10 protein-coding genes are annotated in these 21,278 nt (G+C 57.4%); all 10 read left to right on the top strand.

Going from position 1 to position 21,278, the window contains the following annotated elements:
• Nucleotides 1-494: 494 nt before the first annotated feature.
• The gene (glgA, locus tag HZS80_RS15420; RefSeq protein ID WP_035562465.1) at nt 495-2,168 is read left to right on the top strand and encodes a glycogen synthase GlgA; all 1,674 of its coding nucleotides are present in this window, start codon (nt 495-497) and stop codon (nt 2,166-2,168) included.
• A 15-nt stretch (nt 2,169-2,183) separates the two neighbouring features.
• Nucleotides 2,184-4,043: a malto-oligosyltrehalose trehalohydrolase gene (gene treZ, locus HZS80_RS15415; protein ID WP_179916609.1), complete on the top strand. Its 1,860-nt coding sequence runs from the start codon at nt 2,184-2,186 to the stop codon at nt 4,041-4,043.
• Nucleotides 4,040-6,181 (top strand): 4-alpha-glucanotransferase, encoded by a 2,142-nt coding sequence (malQ, locus tag HZS80_RS15410; RefSeq protein WP_179916608.1) that lies wholly within the window; start codon nt 4,040-4,042, stop codon nt 6,179-6,181. The genes treZ and malQ overlap by 4 nt, the downstream gene beginning before the upstream one ends.
• Nucleotides 6,174-8,987 (top strand): malto-oligosyltrehalose synthase, encoded by a 2,814-nt coding sequence (treY, locus tag HZS80_RS15405; RefSeq protein ID WP_179916607.1) that lies wholly within the window; start codon nt 6,174-6,176, stop codon nt 8,985-8,987. Before malQ ends, treY begins: the two co-directional genes overlap by 8 nt.
• Before the next feature lie 74 nt (nt 8,988-9,061).
• On the top strand, nt 9,062-9,670 hold the full coding sequence (locus HZS80_RS15400; RefSeq protein WP_179916606.1) for a DUF2934 domain-containing protein: 609 nt from the start codon (nt 9,062-9,064) through the stop codon (nt 9,668-9,670).
• Nucleotides 9,671-9,782: 112 nt separating this feature from the next.
• Complete coding sequence (gene glgX, locus HZS80_RS15395) at nt 9,783-11,981, top strand: glycogen debranching protein GlgX (RefSeq protein ID WP_082072553.1); 2,199 nt, start codon at nt 9,783-9,785, stop codon at nt 11,979-11,981.
• A 58-nt stretch (nt 11,982-12,039) separates the two neighbouring features.
• Complete coding sequence (locus HZS80_RS15390) at nt 12,040-14,067, top strand: alpha-1,4-glucan--maltose-1-phosphate maltosyltransferase (RefSeq protein ID WP_179916605.1); 2,028 nt, start codon at nt 12,040-12,042, stop codon at nt 14,065-14,067.
• Nucleotides 14,068-14,185: 118 nt separating this feature from the next.
• Nucleotides 14,186-17,533: a maltose alpha-D-glucosyltransferase gene (gene treS, locus HZS80_RS15385; protein WP_179916604.1), complete on the top strand. Its 3,348-nt coding sequence runs from the start codon at nt 14,186-14,188 to the stop codon at nt 17,531-17,533.
• Nucleotides 17,526-19,751 (top strand): 1,4-alpha-glucan branching protein GlgB, encoded by a 2,226-nt coding sequence (glgB, locus tag HZS80_RS15380; RefSeq protein ID WP_045812080.1) that lies wholly within the window; start codon nt 17,526-17,528, stop codon nt 19,749-19,751. The genes treS and glgB overlap by 8 nt, the downstream gene beginning before the upstream one ends.
• 206 nt (nt 19,752-19,957) lie before the next feature.
• Nucleotides 19,958-21,187, top strand: coding sequence for a nucleoside recognition domain-containing protein (locus HZS80_RS15375; RefSeq protein WP_179916603.1), 1,230 nt, complete (start codon nt 19,958-19,960; stop codon nt 21,185-21,187).
• Nucleotides 21,188-21,278 lie beyond the last annotated feature (91 nt).

The raw sequence follows: 21,278 nt of genomic DNA, 5'->3' as shown, positions 1-21,278 counted from the left end.
AGCGATTAATAAGCAAGCCAAAGTTATCATTTACTTTTGTTAAAAAGACAGCCCAGCTCACTAAAGGCAAAGGGGAATTCAATAAATAAAAATAGAAAAAAATCTCTTATCTTTTATTAAATTTTAAACACAACCCTTTAAAGCCAAAGCATTTAACGAACTTAACCGCTCTTCCATTGCGCCTCTTTAGCTCTTCCAATACTTATTTAACACGCATATTGATGTAGGTTATGGTCGCCCCCCATTTAGCTAACCTATGATTTCTCAACTATAGTTTTTAAGTAGCGCCTGTTCTTAAGTAGCGACTTCCGATGCAACGCCTAGAGGCATGGTAGCCGAGGGTGAGGAAAGGAAGTCATTAGGGAGTAGTGAACTAGGTAGTCAAATACTAGATACCTAAATATTAGATACCTAAATACTGTCTGACTTAAGGCGATCTAGTTAAAAGCTATCAGTTAAACAGTATTGACCATGGTAATCCAGGGAGGTAGAGCATGGGCGATGTGGCTTTGAGTGAGGTTGCTAACGTTAAAAGCATGTCGGACGAGAGCATGGTAGAAAATGACGAAAAAGAGGGGCCTAGACTGAAGGATGCTCCTTTCACCGATAACCAAGTAATCCCCCGGCACCATTTAAATCAAACTGTTACCGATCGCCGTTACGACATTATTGATCGACGCCATAACGATAAACTCGACTCTCCACAACGCATTCTATTTGTTACCACTGAAATTACCGATTTTGTTAAGGTCGGCGGTCTGGGCGACGTCTCTTCAGCGCTTCCCCGCGCACTGGCAGCGCATCACGATGTACGGGTATTAATCCCCGCTTATCGGGAAATGGTTCAGTCCGATTATGACATCGTGACGGTTGGCCATTTGCCCGCTTTTGCGGGATTGCCAGCCTGTGATATTGGCCAGCTAACCTGCCGCGATGGGCTGATCGTTTACGTGCTGCTCTGCCCAGAGCTTTATGAGCGTGAAGGCACTCCCTATGGCACCGGCTCAAGCGGTTATGGCGATGGTCAGGATATAGGCTGGAACGATAACGATATTCGCTTTGCTAGGCTGTCACGGGCGGCGGCTGATATCGCCCTGGGCAAAGCGAATTTGGATTGGCAGCCCCAACTACTACATCTCAATGACTGGGCGTGCGGATTGGCGCCCGCCTACGTGCATTGGCAAGGGCACTCAATTCCAACCATTTTCACCATCCACAACTTGGCTTACCAAGGCGTATTTGATGCCTCGCGCCTAGCGTTACTTGGCATTCCCTACGACGCATTTAACATTCATGGCGTCGAATATTATGGCGACCTTTCCTTCATGAAAGCGGGAATTGTCTATGCCTCGCAAGTCACCACCGTCAGCGCCACCTACGCCCAAGAGATCACCACCCCTAAATTCGGATGTGGGCTGGACGGGCTGCTTCGCTGCAAAGCCGAACAGGGTCGCTTGAGCGGTATTCCCAATGGTATTGACGACTCCTGGGACCCACGTACCGATAGCCATTTGATTCAGGCTTTCTCTTCTAATGATTGGCGCGGCAAACGGGCCAATGCGGATTATGTGCGCCGCCATTTTGGACTCACCCCCAGCCAGGGCCCGTTATTTGCCGTGATCTCACGCATGGTGCATCAGAAAGGGCTTGATCTGACCATCGAGGCCGCGAAGGCCATTGTCCATGCGGGCGGCCAAATCGTTTTTATGGGCTGCGGAGAACATCACGTCGAGGAAGCCCTGCGTAAGCTGGCCATTCGTTTTCCTGGTGCCATTACAGCCTATATCGGTTTCGATGAGTATCAGGCTCGCTGCCTTTTCGCGGGGAGTGATTTCCTGCTAATGCCTTCACGCTTCGAGCCCTGCGGGCTGAGCCAGATGTATGCCCAGCGTTTTGGGTCACTGCCGATCGCTCACCGCACTGGCGGCCTGGCCGATACCATCGAAGACGGCGTGACCGGTTTTCTGTTCGATGACATGCAGTTCGGCAGCTATATGCATGCCATTCAGCGTGCCTTCGCAGTCTACAAGTCGACCGACCTGTTCAATGCCATGCGGGGGGCGGCGATGACAGGACGCTACCACTGGAAACAGTCAATTGTTCCCTATAGCAAGCTGTACCTGCAGGCCCTTGAACAGGCAGGTAACGAGGCGGCACTGGCCCAATGATGGAGGTGACAAGCGATGTTTGAAAGGCCTCAGCTCCAGACCACCAGATTGAAGAAAAACAAGCTACATACGAGCCGTTTTCACCCCACCTTTGGCGCTCAGGTTTTGGGCGAGGGACGGACTCGTTTTGTGCTGTGGGCGCCGGGCGCTCACCGGGTCGATGTAGAGGTCGAGGGCCTGCCCAGTGTCACCATGGATCAGGCCGATGACGGCCGCGTAACGGCCGAAGTGGCCTGTGAGCACGGTGCTCGCTACCGCTACCGAGTGTTCGATAAGGACGACGAGCAGGGCAGCCTAGTGCCCGACCCCGCCGCCCGTGCTCAGGCCGGTGATATCGACGGCCCCAGTGTGGTGATCGACCCCAATAACTACCAGTGGAAAAACGCCGATTGGCAGGGGCGCCCGTGGCACGAAACCGTGCTTTACGAACTGCATGTCGGCACCCTGGGTGGCTTTAAAGGCGTGCGCCAACACCTGCCCTACCTGGCCGAACTAGGGGTCAATGCCATTGAGTTGATGCCGGTCTCGGAATTTCCCGGTGCGCGTAACTGGGGCTACGACGGCGTACTGCCCTACGCGGTGGAAGCCTCCTACGGCAGCCCTGATGACATGAAAGCACTGATCGACGAGGCTCACTCCTACGGCCTGATGGTGTTTCTTGATGTGGTCTACAACCACTTCGGCCCCGACGGTAACTATTTGGCCAACTACGCTGGCGCCTTCTTCCGTGAGGATTTGGTCACACCCTGGGGGCCTTCCATCGACTTCCGCCAACCGATGGTACGTCGTTACTTCATCGATAACGCCTTGATGTGGTTGGAGGAGTATCACCTGGATGGCTTGCGTTTCGATGCTGTCCACGCCATTAGCGAGCAGGACTTCCTGGTCGAGTTGGCCGGCACAATACGCACCCAAATGGCTCCCGAGCGGCATATTCATCTGGTGCTAGAGAACGAAGGCAATACCGCCAGCCTGCTCAACCAACAGCAGTTTACCGCTCAATGGAATGACGACTGGCACAACGTGATGCATGTCTTGCTGACCGGCGAGCAGGAAGGCTATTACAGCGATTTTGTCGATAACGCTACGCCTAGGTTGGCCCGCTGCCTCAGTGAAGGCTTTATATTTCAGGGCCATACATCGCGTCATGGACATTCCCGCGGAGAGCCCAGCGCCCATCTGCCGCCAACAGCCTTCGTCGCGTTTCTCCAGAACCATGATCAGACCGGTAACCGCGCCCTTGGCGAACGATTGAGCATGCTCGCCGATGCCGATTCACTGGCAGCCGCTGAGGTTTTACTGCTGCTGTCACCCATGATTCCACTACTGTTCATGGGCGAAGAGTGGGGTTCCACCCGACCCTTTCTATTCTTCACTGAACATAATGAGGAGCTCGCCCAAGCGGTTCGCGAAGGGCGGCGGGCAGAGTTTGCCGACTTTAGCGCTTTTTTTGACGAGAAGAGCCGCGAACGCATACCCGACCCTAATGCGCTGACCACCTTCGAAGCCTCCATCCCCGACTTCGCCGCGAGGGAAACATCTCCCTTTGCCGCCTGTTTGCACCGCTATCGCACGCTATTAGCGCTGCGTCACCAGCATATTGTGCCGCGCCTGCCTGGCGCAGAAGCACTGGGGGCAAAAGTGCTCGGCGACAAGGCCGTACTGGCCCGCTGGCGAATGAGTGACGACACCCAACTGGTAATAGCACTCAATCTTGGGCAGCAGGCGGCAGCCACGCCGGGGTTGGGAGTAGGTCAACTGCTTTATGAAACTACCGAAGGCGCCGCAAAGGCCACCGAGAGCGGCCGGATGCCACCCCGTGCCGCGGCTGCCTGGTTGCGCCACACCCCCGGTGACGAGGAGGTCAGTGCATGAAAGCGTCGTTGAGGGAACTCGCCGAAGCGGCCGGTTTACTACTTGAGTGGGAAAATAGCGACGGCGAGCACTGCCAATTGTCTGAGCAGGCTCAGCGTAACCTACTGGAAGCACTCGGCTATTCAACGTCGAGTAAGTCTGCCATGAAGGAAGGCTTGCAACGCCTGAAACGCCTGCATGCGCCGCGAAGCCCTGCAGAATGGCCACCGCTGCTTACCGCCGACTGTGACACGCCGATACCGCTGCCCTCGCCGTTGCCTCCCGGCACCGCGTTTACATTGCAGCTTGAGCAAGGCGGTTCTAAACAAGGTTACCTTGACGATGGCGGTGCGGTGCCCAGCATTACCGAGATCGGCTATCACCAGTTGCAGGTAGCCGATACCGAACTGACCCTGGCCGTTGCGCCACACCAGTGTTACTCACTGAGTGACGCCAGCGGTGAGATTACACCACGACTATGGGGCTTGGCAGCGCAGCTTTACGCATTGCGGCGTCCCGGGGACGGCGGCATCGGCGACACCTTGGCACTGGAACAGTGCGTTTTGCATGCCGCCGAGCAAGGCGCGGATGCCCTGGCAATTAGCCCGACCCATGCCATGTTTAGCGCCGACCCTGAGCGCTACAGCCCCTACTCCCCCTCCACCCGCCTACTCTATAACGTGCTTTACAGCGCTGCAGAAACCCTGCTGGGCGACGCCAGTGTTCATGACGCCCAGGCACGTAATGGGCTGCATGCTGAGCTGCGCCGCCTGGAAGCCGATGACTACCTCGATTGGCCCGAGGCAGCACGCGCCAAGCTCTCCTGGCTGCGTTATCTCTACGATGACTTCATGGCGCGTGAAGATGATGAAGCCCAAACCCTCCACCGGGAAATGCAGGCATTTCGCCGTGCGGGTGGCGCCTTGCTGGAAGATCATTGCCGCTTCGAAGCCCTGCAAAGAGAACTCGGCCCCGGCGACTGGCGAGAGTGGCCCGAAGAACTACGCGACCCAGCCAGCCCTAAGCTTGCTCACTTCGCCGAAACCCGTGCCGATGAAATCGGTTTTCATGCTTTCTTGCAGTGGATAACCGCCGATGGACTGTCCCGTGCTCAGCGAGTCGCCCGTGAGAGCGGTATGGCGATTGGCTTGATCGCAGATCTGGCGGTGGGGGCGGATGCCGGTGGCAGCCAAACCTGGAGCCGCCCAACGGATATGCTGGAAGGCGTCTCAATTGGCGCCCCACCCGACCTGTTTAATGCCCATGGTCAAAACTGGGGCCTCGCCGCCTTTTCGCCCGACGGTCTGAAGCGTTCAGGCTTTCGAAGTTTCATTGACATGCTGCGCAGTGCCTTTGCCCATGCTGGCGGGGTGCGCATCGATCATATCCTCGGCTTGTTGCGACTATGGCTCATTCCCCGTGGCGCACCGCCCACTGAAGGCGGTTATCTCCGCTACCCGCTAGACGACATGCTCCGCCTGGTGGCGCTGGAGTCGTGGCGACACCGCGGCATCGTGATTGGTGAAGACCTGGGCACCGTCGCCCCCGGCTTTCGCGAACGCCTTACCGCCCGCGGCATATTGGGCATGCAGGTGCTGTGGTTCGAGCAGGACGAGGCGCATCACTACCTTACCGCCAGCGATTGGAACCCCAATGCCATGGCCACCTCTTCAACCCATGACCTGCCCACCGTGGCGGGCTGGTGGGCGGGGCGCGATATTGAATGGCGCAGCCGCTTGGGGCTGCTCAAGGAAACGCAAAGTGCTGAAAGCGAACGGCTAGCCAGGCGCAAGGAGCGTGCCAAACTCGCCGCGACGCTGGGCTTACTGGGTGTAAAGCCAACGACCGAGACGCTAGAAGCGGCCGATATACCCGCCTCGCAGGTACTTGATGCGTGTGCGCGTCACTTAGCCGCCACGCCCGCGCCGTTACTCTTGCTCCCGGTTGAAGACGCCTTAGGGCTTGAGGAGCAAGCCAACTTACCGAACACGGTGGATGAGCACCCTAATTGGCGTCGGCGCTGGGCATCCGATGCCTATGATTTACTGACATCGGATGAGGTTCGTCAACGGCTCGCGGCGCTGACGCGTGCACGTAAAGACTCCTCCTCTGGCAAACCATCACGATCCGCCCTATCTGGGAAATCGACTCATGAATGAAATCCTCGCGACTGTGCGGTTGCAGTTTCACCGCGACTTTACCTTAGAGGATGCCGAACACTGGGTAGACTATTACGCCAGCCTGGGTATTAGTCATATCTATGCCTCACCGCTACAGGCATCACGTGCCGGTTCGCCCCATGGTTACGATGGCATCGACCCAACACGCATCAACCCTGAGTTAGGCGGCGAGGCGGCGCTGGAGCGCTTAGTGTCGCGGCTTCGCTCGCGCGGCATGGGGCTAATCCTGGATATTGTCCCCAACCACCTAGCGGTGGGGGGCTCCCAAAACCGCTGGTGGCAGGATGTGCTGACCTGGGGGAAAGATAGCCCCTATGCCAACTTCTTCGATATTGACTGGCACGCTGCTGATATTAATAACGCCGCCCCCTCGCTTGCCGGAAAGCTGCTTGTGCCGTTCTTGGGTGATCCTTATGCCGAAACCCTGCATTCGGGTGAATTAGAACTGAGCTACGACGCCGATACGGCGGGCTTCCATGTGGATTATCACGAGCACCGTTTTCCCATCGACCCTCGTCATTACGGCGACATACTACGCTTTGCTGAGCACAACGTGCTGCACGAACAGGCGGCTTTTTTCGATGCCCTGCAGCAACGCGAAGACGCCTATACCGCCGCTGACGAGGCGCGTTATCAACTAAGCAAGGTGATGGAATCCCCCGCTGCCCGGCAGTCGCTCGACGCTGTTCTGCCCCTGTTCGACGGTGCAAATCCCAACGGCGCCATTCGCCTGCATAACTTACTTGAACACCAGCATTACCGCCTGGCGTGGTGGCGCACCGCTTCTGATGAGATCAACTGGCGGCGTTTCTTCGATGTCACCGAACTGGGTGGACTACGCGTTGAAGTGCCGGAAGTGTTCGAAGCCGTTCATGCCCTGCCGTTACGTTTGGTCGAAGCGGGCTGGGTCGATGGCTTACGGGTCGACCACGTTGATGGGCTTGCCGACCCACGCGGTTATTGCCTAAAGCTTCGCCAGCGCCTGGATGCCTTGCAAGCCAAGCGACCAGCCGATGTGCCTCCCCACGTCGCTCTCTATGTAGAAAAGATTTTGGGTGATGGCGAAACACTACATGACGACTGGGGCGTGGACGGCACCAGCGGTTATGAGTTTATGAACGAGGTCTCAGGCATACAGCACAACCCGGCCAGTGCCGCACCATTGCGAACGCTTTGGCAGGAAATCAGTGGCCGAGACGTTGATTTTTTAGCTGAGGTACGGCTGGCCAGGCGCGAGATACTGACCTCACTACTGGCCAGCGAATTCAATGCCTGTGCCAACGCCCTGCATGCCGTTGCTCGCACCCAGCTGGCCAGCCGTGATATTACCCTGGCGGCCATCAGCCGGGCGCTGGAAGCATTAATCGTTCACTTCCCCATCTATCGCAGCTATGCCGACGAAGCCGGGCGCCCCGAAGCCGATGCCCCCTTCTTCACTCAGGCGATGCGAGGGGCTCGGCAAGCGCTAAATCCACCCGACGCTGCCGTTCTTGAAACCATGGAGCGCTGGCTGGGGGGAGAAGCTCCCCAAGACATCGCTAATGCTGAAGAGCGCCGACTGCGTCAGCGCGCCATAGTGCGTTTCCAGCAGCTCACCTCGCCGGTGGCGGCCAAGGCAGTGGAAGATACCGCGGGATATCGCAGCGCCGTGTTGATCTCGCGAAACGATGTGGGCTTCGATGGCGAGCACTTCAGCCATTCGCCCAGGCACTTTCATGAGGCGAATGCCCGGCGTGCCCGCCAATTCCCTCGCACCATGGTGACCACCGCCACCCACGACCACAAGCGTGGCGAAGATGTTCGCGCTCGATTAGCAGCACTCAGTGAACACGCCACTCACTTTGCGACACACATTGAGCATTGGCGGCGGTTAGCCGCCCCGCTGCGCCGATCGTTGCCCAACGGGGTTGCTCCCTCACCGGGCGATGAACTGATTCTCTATCAGGTTCTTCTAGGGGCTTGGGCGCCAACGCTTGACCCGCTGGACAACGACGAGATGCAAACGTTTACCCAGCGGCTCGCTCAGTGGCAGCAAAAAGCCCTGCGCGAAGCCAAGTTACGCAGCCATTGGCTATGGCCAGATGATACTTATGAGTCAGCTTCTCAAGCGTTCCTTGAAGACTTACTGATCACACCGCCCTTGCGCGATTCCATTGCAGCGGCGGCACGCACTATCGATCTACCAGGCGCCCTCAATGGCCTCGTACAGACGGTACTGCGCTTGACCGTACCCGGCGTGCCTGATCTTTACCAAGGTGGCGAATTCTGGGATTACAGCTTGGTCGATCCTGATAACCGCCGCCCCGTCGACCATGCCGCGCGTCAAGCAGCGCTTGAAGCGGCCCTCACGCCTACAGAGGCACTATTAACGTGGCGGGATGGACGAATAAAGCAAGCGCTCATCGCCCGGTTACTGGCGCTGCGCCATCGTCATCCGCGGCTATTTACCCACGGTGATTATCATCCTATCTCGGCAACCGGTGAGCATGCCGACCACGTGGTGGCATTTACCCGGCGTTACGCTGGCTACCGATTGTTGGTGGTAGTACCGCGGCTGACAACTGCCCTGCTAGGCAACGCCGAGCTACCGCATATTCCCCCGTCACACTGGGGAGATACTTTGCTACAGCCAGATGCTGGTGTTTGGCAGAGGGTGTTGACCGCGTCTTCGCTGGAGATAGGCGACCACGGACTTCCTATTGCCTCCTTGCTGGCGGAACTACCCGTCGGTGTCTACCTGCGCGATGACAACACGGAGAGCAGTGGCGCTTGGGTTACTTCTTAATGACTTCAACACCCTGTCACATCGTAAACGAGCGTCGAAAACGAATTGTGAAATAGGACATAGGATGAGCTGACATGACTGACGAAGAACGCGTACGTCAACTGGCCTACAGCATCTGGGAAGCTGAAGGACGACCCGAAGGCCAACAGCAACGCCATTGGGACAGAGCGTTAAAGATCGTTGCCACTGAGCAAGCAGCCGGTAACGACGCCGATTTGGAAGAAGTCGGTGAGCCTCTGGACGAAACACCTATTTTGGAGGAGGACTTGCCGCTAGAGGATGACGAGGTGGGCATCCAGGAGAACCGTTTACCGCTGGAAGACCCCGACGGCGACCCCGCCTTTGATGAAGCTCCCTTTCGCGACGACACCGTAGTCGGGCAGGACCTGCCGGTGCAGGATCGTGGCCATCCGCCCCAGGCACCCACCGATCCCGACGCTACAGCGAGTTTGATGGAGCCACTGCCTGAGGACTCCGCCACGGTGGCGCGTACCCGCCGCCCGCGGCGTAGCAGCGACCCGCTGGCCGCTAGTAAAGAGACGAACACAGCTAAGACAGCCAACACACCTAAAAAAGCGGGTAAGGCGGCAACGGCTAAAAAGACAGATGCCAAGACAGCGAAAAAAGCGACGCCAAAGGCGAAGAAAACCAACACGCCTAAGACAAGCGACCCCGAGAGTTAAAAGTACTAGTTAAAAGCTGTTGTTAACAATGTCGTTAAAAACGCTCGTTAAAAAACAGACGTTAAAACGTTAGCTAACTCCCAAGTGCCCGAATGGCCCAAGGATGAATGCAATGAATACAAGCCACGCCTCGCGGGACAGCGATAAGTCCGTTGCCGCCGACGAAACCCCAAGCGTTATGCGGCACGCACGTGTTCACGAAGGGTCATCGTTTCCTTTAGGAGCGACCTGGGATGGCCTAGGCGTTAATTTCGCGCTGTTCTCCGCGAATGCCACCCGAGTTGAACTATGCCTGTTTGATGAAACCGGCGAACAGGAAGTGGCGCGTGTTGAGCTGCCCGAATACACCGACGAAGTTTGGCATGGCTACTTACCCGACGCCCGCCCCGGCCAGCTTTACGGTTACCGTGTGCATGGGCCTTACGCACCCGAGGAAGGCCACCGCTTCAACCCCAATAAACTGCTACTCGACCCTTACGCCAAGCAGATTGTGGGTGACCTGCAATGGGATGAAGCGCTGTTTGGTTACACCATTGGCCATCCCGATGGTGATCTAAGTTTCGATGAGCGGGACAGTGCAGCATTTATGCCCCGCTGCCGCGTGATCGACCCGGCCTTCACCTGGGGGCGCTCACGAGGCGTGCAGCTGCCTTGGGATCACACCATTGTTTATGAGACCCATGTGCGTGGCTACACCATGCGTCATCCGTCGGTGCCGGAAGCGCTGCGCGGTACCTTTGCCGGGCTGATGGTCAACGATGTGGTTGACTACATCCGCTCGCTTGGCGTGTCGTCGGTTGAGTTACTGCCGATCCACGCCTTCGTTGATGATCAGCGTCTGTTAGAGCAAGGGCTGCGCAATTACTGGGGCTACAACACGCTCGGTTTTTTCGCCCCCCATTCGCGCTATATCTCTGGCGACAGCATTAATGAATTTAAGGAATTGGTGGCGCGCTATCATGCCGCCGATCTCGAGGTCATTCTCGACGTGGTTTACAACCACACCGCCGAGGGCAACGAACTAGGCCCCACCCTTTCCCTTAAGGGGATCGACAACGCTTCTTACTACCGGCTGATGCCCGACGAACTGCGCTACTACATCGACGATACCGGCACGGGTAACACCCTTAACCTGAGCCATCAGCGTGTGTTGCAAATGGTCACTGACTCGCTGCGCTACTGGGCCACCGAGATGCGCGTTGATGGTTTCCGCTTTGACTTGGCGACCATTCTTGGCCGCGAACCCCACGGCTTCGATGAGGGCGGCGGTTTTCTCGACTCTTGCCGACAGGATCCCGTTCTAAGCCAGGTCAAGCTAATTGCCGAACCCTGGGACTGCGGCCCCGGCGGCTACCAAGTCGGTGGCTTTCCGCCGGGCTGGGCGGAGTGGAATGACCGCTACCGGGATACGGTGCGCGCTTTCTGGCGCGGCGATGAAGGGCAGTTACCGGAGCTTGCTACCCGGCTAATGGCGTCGGCGGATTTCTTCAAGCGGCGAGGCCGGCGGCCTTTCGCCTCGGTCAACTTCGTGACGGCCCACGATGGCTATACCCTTTTTGATCTGGTGGCCTACAACGATAAGCATAACGAGGCGAACGGCGAGGATAACAAGGATGGCCATGGTCACAATTTATCGTGGAACCATGGCGTGGAGGGCCCTACTGACGATGAGGATATCCAGTCATTACGGCTGCGTCAGATCCGTAACTTCATCGCCACCACGCTGTTCTCACAAGGCACGCCGATGCTGCTGGCGGGCGATGAACTATTGCGCACCCAGCAAGGCAACAATAACGCCTACTGCCAGGATAACGAGATCAGTTGGGTGGATTGGAACTTAGACGGTGACGCCCACGCCATGATCGAGTACCTGCGACGGGTGATCGCACTGCGGTTGCGCTACCCCATCCTGCGTCGAGGTCGCTTCCTTTCCGGTGAGTACAACGAGGAAATGGGGCTCAAGGAAGTGGCATGGCTGGCCCCGGATGGTGCCGAAATGGATGTTGAGCGCTGGGAAGATACCGAGGCGCGCACACTCGGCCTATTACTCGATGGTCGCGCCCAGCCTTCCGGTATACGCCGTGCGGGGGCCGATGTCACCTTGCTGCTAATTTTCAATGCGCACCATGAGGCCGTCGCTTTTCAACTACCGGCCGCACCGAGTGGTAGCGGATGGTTATGCCGCCTCGACACCAGCCAAACCATTGAGGAAGCCCCCTTCCAGCGCGCCTTTGGAGAGGAACACAGGATGGAAGGTCGTTCACTGGCCCTGCTAGAGCTAGTACAGCACGGCGAAGGCGCCGTTACCTAGATATAAGGCGGCGCGGATACCTTCGCTGTCGTTTTCGCGCTGCAAGGAGAAGCATGCGATGAGTTCACCTGTCTATCCCACGTCCGGGGCTCTCCCGGCACAGAGTCAACACCAGGACCATGGCCTAGCGGCCACCCAAGCCCCGCGCATTGCCATTGAAGCCGTCACCCCTTCCCTGGATCAGGGGCGCTTTGCGACCAAGGCCATCGTTAACGAAACGGTAGTGGTGAAAGCCACCATCTTCGCGGACGGTCACGATGTGCTGGCAGCGGCTATCTGCTGGCATGACGATGAGGGGCAGCAACAGCGCGCGCCCATGAGCCAGATCGAGCCCCTCGGCCTGGATGTATGGGAAGGGAGTTTCACGCCTCTCCGGGTGGGCCGCCATGGTTTTATTATTGAAGCCTGGTGGGATGTGTATGCCACTTATCACTACGAACTCGCCAAGAAACACCAGGCGGGGGTTCCCATCGGGCTCGAACTGGAAGAAGGCAGACAACTGGTGGAACAAACCGCCGAGCGTAGCGAGGGAGCGCTGTATAAATCACTGGCTGACCTCCTTGAGCAATTCCGGCTGGCGCAGAATGATGCTGACCGCGTCGCGCTGCTATTAGATGATATAACCACTAGATTGATGCACGAAGCGGATACTCGTCCGCATTTAACTAGGAGCGACGCCCTCTATCCGCTCGAAGTCGAACGGCTTAAAGCGCGTTTTGCCAGCTGGTACGAACTGTTCCCCCGCTCGGAAACCGACGATCCCAATCGCCACGGCACGTTCAAGGATGTGCACAGGCGGCTACCGTTAATCCGCGACATGGGCTTTGACGTGCTCTATTTCCCGCCTATCCATCCTGTCGGTCGGGCGTATCGCAAAGGGCCTAACAATAGCCTTGAAGCCGGGCCGAACGACCCAGGCAGCCCTTACGCCATTGGCAGTGAAGAAGGCGGACATGAAGCCATCCATCCTGAGCTTGGCACCCGCGAAGACTTCCGCGAGCTGGTCCGTGTCGCGGCCGACCACGGCCTTGAGATAGCGCTCGATTTTGCCATTCAGTGTTCACCGGATCACCCCTGGCTCAAGGAGCACCCCGGCTGGTTCTCCTGGCGCCCCGACGGCTCGATTCGCTATGCCGAGAATCCGCCCAAAAAATATCAGGATATTGTTAACGTCGATTTCTACGCCGAAGAGGCGATTCCCTCGCTGTGGAGCGAGCTTCGAAATGTGGTGCAAGGCTGGGTCGATGAAGGGGTGAAGATATTTCGGGTTGATAACCCGCACACCAAACCGCTGCCCTTTTGGGAATGGCTAATTGCCGATATTCGCCAACGTGACCCCGACGTGATTTTCCTGGCCGAAGCGTTTACCCGCCCGGCCATGATGCTGCGCCTGGGCAAGCTGGGTTTCACGCAGAGCTATACCTATTTCACTTGGCGCCATACCAAGGCGGCGTTAACCGAATACTTCACGCAACTCAATGAATCGCCCCTGCGCGACGGCTATCGGCCCAACTTTTTCGTCAATACGCCGGATATCAACCCCTACTTTCTGCAATCGTCTGGGCGGGCGGGATTCCTGATTCGCGCGGCGCTGGCCACCATGGGTTCAGGATTGTGGGGCATGTACTCAGGGTTTGAGCTCTGCGAAGGCGCCCCGGTGCCCGGCAAGGAGGAGTACCTCGATTCAGAGAAGTATCAGATTCGCCTGCGCGACTATAGCGCCCCTGGCAACATCATCTATGAGATCGCCCAGCTCAACCGCATCCGGCGCGAGAATCCGGCGTTGCATAGCCATCTTGGGCTGACCTTCCATGCGGTACACAACGACCGTTTATTGCTCTTCGCCAAACGCACCGAACTAAGCGACGAGGCCATCTTGGTCGCCGTCAACCTTGACCCGTTTGAGCCTCAGGAGGGCGCCTTTGAGTTGCCCATGGCGCTATTCGAACTTCCCGATGAGGCGGCACTGCATGTGGAGGACCTCATGAGTGGCCGTCAATGGACTTGGCATGGCAAATGGCAATCGATGCGCTTAGACCCCAGCGTTATGCCGTTCGCCATTTGGCGACTTCGCCCGGTTCACTAGCTTCCGGTTTATTAGCTACCGGCTTACTAGCTCCCGGTTTATTAACAACGGTATTGGCTTGGAAGCCGCTAGTTCATGTCAATTGTTATCTAATGATCAAAGCAGAGAGGGTAAGCCAATGATGGATGCCAGCAGCGAAACACACGCCGTCGAGGCGATGGATTTCCTCGATGACCCACTCTGGTATAAGGATGCGGTGATTTACCAGGTACACGTGAAGGCCTTCTTCGATGCCAATGACGACGGTATCGGCGATTTCGAAGGTTTGATTCAGAAGCTGGACTATATCGTCAGCCTGGGCGTTAACACGATTTGGATTTTACCGTTCTACCCCTCGCCGCGTCGCGACGATGGTTACGATATCGCTGAATACACTAGCGTTAGCCCCGATTACGGCACGCTAGAGGATGCCCAGCGCTTTATCAACGAGGCCCACCGGCGCGGCCTGCGCGTATTGACCGAACTGGTCATCAACCATACGTCTGACCAGCACGAGTGGTTTCAGCGCGCCAGACAGGCGCCAGCAGGATCACCAGAACGCGACTTCTATGTGTGGTCAGACACCGATCAAAAGTATCCCGGCACACGCATCATCTTTCTCGACACCGAATCCTCCAACTGGACCTGGGACCCAGTGGCCGGCGCCTACTTCTGGCATCGTTTCTACTCCCACCAGCCGGATCTCAACTTCGACAACCCCGTGGTACTCGACGAGATTCTCAAGGTCATGGCGTACTGGCTCGATATGGGGGTCGATGGCCTGCGCCTGGACGCCATTCCCTATTTGGTCGAGCGCGAAGGCACCAACAACGAAAACCTGCCGGAAACTCATGTGGTGCTCAAAAAGATCCGCGCCGTGCTCGACGAGCGTTATCCCGACCGCATGCTGCTCGCCGAGGCCAACCAGTGGCCCGAGGACACCCGGCCCTATTTCGGCGACGGCGATGAGTGTCACATGGCGTTCCATTTCCCTTTAATGCCGCGCATGTACATGGCCCTGGCTCAGGAAGACCGCTTCCCAATTACCGATATTCTGCGTCAGACGCCTGAAATACCGGCCACCTGCCAGTGGGCAATCTTTTTGCGCAACCACGATGAGCTGACCCTGGAGATGGTCACCGACAAGGAGCGTGACTATCTCTGGAACCATTACGCCGCCGACCGTCGGGCTCGTATTAATTTGGGCATTCGTCGTCGGTTAGCGCCGCTGCTTGAACGCGACCGGCGGCGTATTGAGCTGCTTAACAGCCTGCTGCTCTCCATGCCGGGCACGCCGGTGCTCTATTACGGTGACGAGATTGGTATGGGTGACAATATCTATCTCGGCGACCGTGACGGCGTGCGCACGCCCATGCAGTGGTCGGTGGATCGCAACGGCGGCTTCTCCCGCGCCGACCCGGCCAAGCTGGTGCTGCCACCCATCATGGACCCGCTTTATGGCTACCAGACGGTGAATGTGGAAGCGCAAATTCGCGATTCGCATTCGCTGCTTAGCAACATGCGGCGGCTACTGGCGGTACGCAGCCAGCACCGCGCTTTCAGCCGCGGCACCATGCGGCCACTCTACCCCTCCAACCGGCATATTCTCGCCTACCTACGCGAGATGACGCTCGATAACGGTGAGACAGAAACACTGCTGTGCGTGGCCAATGTGGCCAGCACTGCCCAGGCGGTGGAGCTCGATCTTTCCGCCTTTGCCGGTCAGGTGCCGGTAGAAATGGTTGGCGGAAGCGCTTTTCCACCGGTGGGTAAACTGGCGTACTTGCTGACGCTTCCTCCCTACGGTTTTTTCTGGTTCTTGCTGGCCCCGGCTACCGCCATGCCGGAGTGGCATGTGCCTGTACCAGAGCCCATGCCGGATTTCGTTACGCTGATTATCAAAAAGCGCCTTAACGAGATTTTTGAGGAGACACCCAGGCGACTACTCGAACGCGAGACGCTGCCCAGCTACCTGCCCAAGCGACGTTGGTTCGCCGCCAAGCAGGCGCGTATTGAGGAAGTCCACTTACACGCCACTGCCAGCCTTGAGCACAGCGGCCATACGCTGCTGTTTAGCGAAGTGGAGGTCAAACATGGCCAAGGCAGCGAGCGCTACCAACTGCCGCTGGCTTTCCTGGGCGAAGATGAACAGAGCAATCCGCTACCCCAACAGCTCGCCATGGCCCGTGTTCGTCGCTTCCACGAAGTGGGGCTACTCACCGATGCGGTCACCCTGGATGCCTTTACACTGGCGGTACTAGAAAACATGCGCCTAGGCACCGTGCTGCCTTATGAGAAAGGAGAAATTCATTTCTTGCCAACCGCCGCCTTCGCCGAACTGACACTTCCCGAGCACCTCGAGGTGGTGCAGCAGAGTGCCGAGCAATCCAATAGCTCGGTGATCATCAATCATCAATTAGTGCTCAAGCTGTTCCGACGCTTGGAGCCAGGCATTCATCCCGAAGCGGAAATCGGCAGTTACCTGACTGAGCGGGGCTTTACGCATACCGTGCCTTTGTACGGCGTGGTCACCCGGCTCGAAGAGGGAGCCACGCAAACGCTCATGATTCTGCAAGGCTTCATCGACAACCAGGGCGATGCCTGGTCATGGACGCGCAATAAGCTGGAACGTGCCATTCGTGAAGCGGTGGCGGACGACGAACGGGCAAGCGAGCCAAAAGCCGAAGCCCGCTACGGCGCCTTCGAGGAGTTGGCAGAGTTTGCCACTACCTTAGGGCGTCGATTGGGTGAGCTGCATATGGTGCTGGCGACGCCCAACGACGACCCAGCATTCACGCCCGAAGTCGCTGGTCTCTCCCATGTGCAGCACTGGACACAACGCGTGACGCAGCGTGTTGAGGAAGCGCTAAACGTGCTGGAGCAACACAAGAACACTGCCAACGGAGCCGAACAGCGGCTTGCCGACATTATTTTGGCTCGCCGCGCCACGTTGATGGATGCCATCAAAAAGATGGCGGAACTTGCCCAAGGCAGCCTACTCACCCGTATTCATGGTGATCTACATCTTGGCCAAGTTCTGGTGGCTCATGATGATGCTTACATCATCGATTTTGAAGGCGAACCGGCCAGGCCCTTGGAAGAGCGTCGCGCGAAGGATAGCCCGCTGCGCGATGTGGCTGGCATGTTGCGCTCCTTCGACTACGCCTATGCCAAGGTGGAGGAAGCCCGGCCCGGCGACAATGAAGGCGCCGATACGCATACCGGCACCAGCCATGCGGTGGTGGAGCAGTATCTGCTTAAAGGTCGCCAAGCCTTTCTCAACGCTTATTGGCTGGCCACCATGGAAATACCCCACGAATGGAAGCAAGCCAGCGGAGCCGCTGCGGCGGTGGATCTGTTCGTGCTCGAAAAGACGGCTTACGAAATCGCCTACGAAGCCGCCAACCGCCCCGAATGGTTGGGTGTGCCGCTGCACGGCTTAGCTGCCCTCATCGAACAACTTAGCCCAGGAGAGCCACATGAATAATGTTATTCACACCCGACCCCTTCTGGATCGCAGCTTGTGGTTGACTGAGGAAGACGCCAGCGCTCTAGCGCAAGGAACCCATCGCGATCCCTTCGCCATCCTCGGTATTCACAGTGATGGCAAAGGGCAGTTTTTGCGCGTATTCCTACCCGGCGCGGTAGGGGTTGATGTACTCGACCGCGACGGCGGCAGTGTGCGTTGCTGCCTGACGGGCATGCAAATCCCTGGTCTGTTCGCTGCCCGGCTGCCGCATGCGGCTCCCTATCTGCTGCGTATTCGCTGGCCCCAAGGCGAACAGCTAACCGAGGACCCGTATAGCTTCGGCCTGCTGCTGGGCGAAATGGATCTCTACCTGCTAGGCGAAGGCAACCATCGGCAGCTGGGGCACTGCCTAGGTGCCCAGCCCATGACAGTGGATGGCGTCAACGGCGTGCGCTTCGCCGTTTGGGCGCCGAATGCCCAGCGTGTGTCCGTCGTGGGTAATTTCAATAGCTGGGACGGCAGACGACACATAATGCGCCTGCGCATTGCTGCCGGGGTGTGGGAGATATTCGTACCGCGCCTTGGGCCTGGGGAGGCGTACAAATATGAGGTGGTCGAGGCCTACGGTGCGATTGGCCTGCGTGCCGACCCAGTTGCTTTAGCCACCGAAGCACCGCCCTCTACCGCCTCGGTGGTAGCCGACATCACGCCCTTTACCTGGCATGACGACGCATGGATCGCCCAGCGGCAAAAACTCCATGACCCGACCCATCCAATAAGCATTTATGAAGTGCACGCTGCCTCCTGGCGCAAACATGGCGGCGACAACGGCGAACTCTATAGTTGGCGTGATCTGGCCGAGCAATTAATACCTTATGTGCTGGACATGGGGTTCACCCACGTTGAACTCTTGCCCATCATGGAGCACCCGTTCGGCGGCTCCTGGGGTTATCAGCCATTGAGCCAGTTTGCGCCTAGCGCCCGCTTCGGTAAGCCTGTCGACTTTGCCTACTTCGTTGATGAGTGCCATCGCGCAGGGCTGGGCGTCATTCTCGACTGGGTGCCGGCCCACTTTCCCACCGACCCCCACGGCTTGGCACGCTTTGATGGCACCGCTCTGTACGAATATGAGCATCCTTTTGAGGGGTTCCATCAGGATTGGGACACCTATATCTATAATCTGGGAAGGCGTGAAGTGCATGGCTTTATGCTCGCCTCGGCACTGCACTGGCTGCGGCATTTCCATGTCGATGCATTGCGTGTCGATGCCGTTGCCTCAATGCTCTATCGCAACTACTCCCGTAACGAAGGCGAATGGATTCCCAACCGCTTTGGTGGTCACGAAAACCTGGAAACCATCGACTTCCTGCGCCACCTCAATGACGTCATCAGCGAGGAAGCCCCCGGCACCATCGTTATTGCCGAGGAGTCAACCGCTTGGCCGGGTGTCACCCAGCCGACCAAGGAGGGCGGGCTGGGCTTTGCCTATAAATGGAACATGGGTTGGATGCACGACACGCTGGAATACATCGCCAAGGATCCGGTGTATCGCACCTATTCGCATCACGATATGACCTTTCCTATGGTCTACGCTTTCTCTGAGCACTACGTCTTGCCGATTTCTCACGACGAAGTAGTCCACGGCAAGGGCTCGCTGATCGGTAAGATGCCCGGCGATGAGTGGCAGAAGTTCGCCAATCTCCGCGCCTATCTCGCCATCATGTGGTCGCAACCCGGTAAGAAGCTGCTGTTTATGGGCTGCGAGTTCGGTCAGTGGCGGGAGTGGAGCCACGACCGTGAGCTGGATTGGTCGCTGCTCGCCGAAGCCCGGCATACCGGTGTCCACCGATTGCTTAGCGACCTTAACCGCTGCTACGTCGAGCTACCTGCTCTGCACCAATGCGATAGTGAACCCCGAGGGTTTACCTGGGTGGTGGGCAATGACAATACCAATAGCGTTTTTGCCTGGCTACGCTGGAGCGCCACCGGTGAGCCGTTGCTGGTGGTTGCCAATATGACGCCAATCCCACGCATAGGCTATCGTCTGGGCGTGCCGCTTGCCGGTGGTTGGGAAGAACGCCTTAACAGTGACGCGGAGTGTTATGGTGGTTCCAACATGGGCAACCTAGGTCGGCTAACCGCCGAAGACTCCCCACTTCATGGGCAAATCGCCAGCCTTGAATTGACGCTACCGCCACTCGCGGTACTGCTGCTGCGCCCGGCCGACATGCAATGACCAAGTAAAAAGCCGAAATACTTTCCGGGAGCACGTTAAAGTGAAAGCGGCCCTGACTCGATACTGAGCCAGGGTCTGCACGGTTTTAAACAGCGCCACCTATTCTTTTTCTGTCGGGTTAGCGAGAGCGGGCATTCATTGGTTAGGATAAGCGGCATTGTCTGTTTAACTACCCATCGCTTCACTGCTTAGGATGCCCTTCCTTCATGCTCAACGGAATCTGGTTAAGCTTTTTTATTGCTGCTTTCGCGGCTTCCTTATGGCAGTGGTTAGTCGGCGGCGACAGCGAAGTATTCGCCCGTTTGGTGCAGTCGCTGTTCGATATGGCGGAAGTCAGCGTCGATATTATTTTGGTGCTGTTGGGCACTATGACCTTATGGTTGGGTTTTCTTTCGATTGCTGAAAAGGCGGGGTTGATACGCCTGCTGGGGCGAGTACTCGACCCGCTCTTCTGCCGCTTGATGCCGGAAGTGCCTCGCGGCCACCCCGCTATGGGGCTTATCAGCATGAACTTCGCGGCGAACATTCTGGGATTGGATAACGCTGCCACGCCGATCGGTATCAAGGCCATGCACTCACTGCAAACTCTCAACCCCAGCAGTGAAACTGCCAGCAATGCACAAATTCTGTTTCTAGTTCTCAATACTTCTTCACTGACACTCTTGCCGGTAACGATTTTTATGTACCGTGCCCAGCAAGGTGCCGCCGACCCGACGCTGGTGTTTTTACCGATCTTGCTCGCTACCAGCGCCTCTAGTCTGGCAGGACTTTTGGCGGTAGCGGTGATGCAGCGATTAAAGCTCTGGCATCCCGTCGTGTTGGCCTATTTGGTGGCGGCCGTCTTAGCGTTGGGACTCTTGATCACCACGCTGGCGGGTATGTCTGCCCAAGCGCTGGCGGCGGCCTCTACGCTAGTCGGCAACCTGACGCTATTTAGCATCGTAATGATGTTTTTAATCGTAGCGGCATTGCGTGGAGTGAAGGTCTATGACGCCTTTATCAAAGGTGCAAAAGAGGGCCTGAGCTTCACCATTACGCTGCTGCCCTATTTGATTGCCATGCTAGTGGCGGTGGGCGTACTGCGCGCCAGCGGTGTGCTGGACGCCGGTCTTAGCGGCATTCGCTGGTTGGTTGAAGGCGTTGGGTGGGATACTCGTTTTGTAGATGCCCTGCCAACGGCGTTTGTTAAGCCGCTTTCTGGCAGCGGTGCCCGTGCCATGATGATCGAAACCATGGACACCTTTGGCGTCGACAGCTTTCCAGGCCTACTGGCTGCCACCATGCAAGGCAGCACCGAAACCACCTTTTATGTATTAGCTGTTTACTTCGGCGCGGTGGGCATCACCCGTATTCGTCATGGCTTAGGCTGCGCGCTGGTGGCTGATTTAGCAGGTGTTACCACCGCCATTGCAGTGTGCTACTGGTTCTTTGGGTAAGTGCTGAAACGCTCGATTTTCATAGAATGTCTGCCACACTTATGAGCGACGTACGCTTTAGACGCCAACTGGGATTGGAGGCTTGAGCCCT

This window comes from Vreelandella glaciei, from assembly GCF_013415125.1.
Lineage (GTDB): Bacteria > Pseudomonadota > Gammaproteobacteria > Pseudomonadales > Halomonadaceae > Vreelandella > Vreelandella glaciei.
Note: the sequence above shows the minus strand (reverse complement) of the source record. Positions and strands in the feature narration are given on the sequence as shown.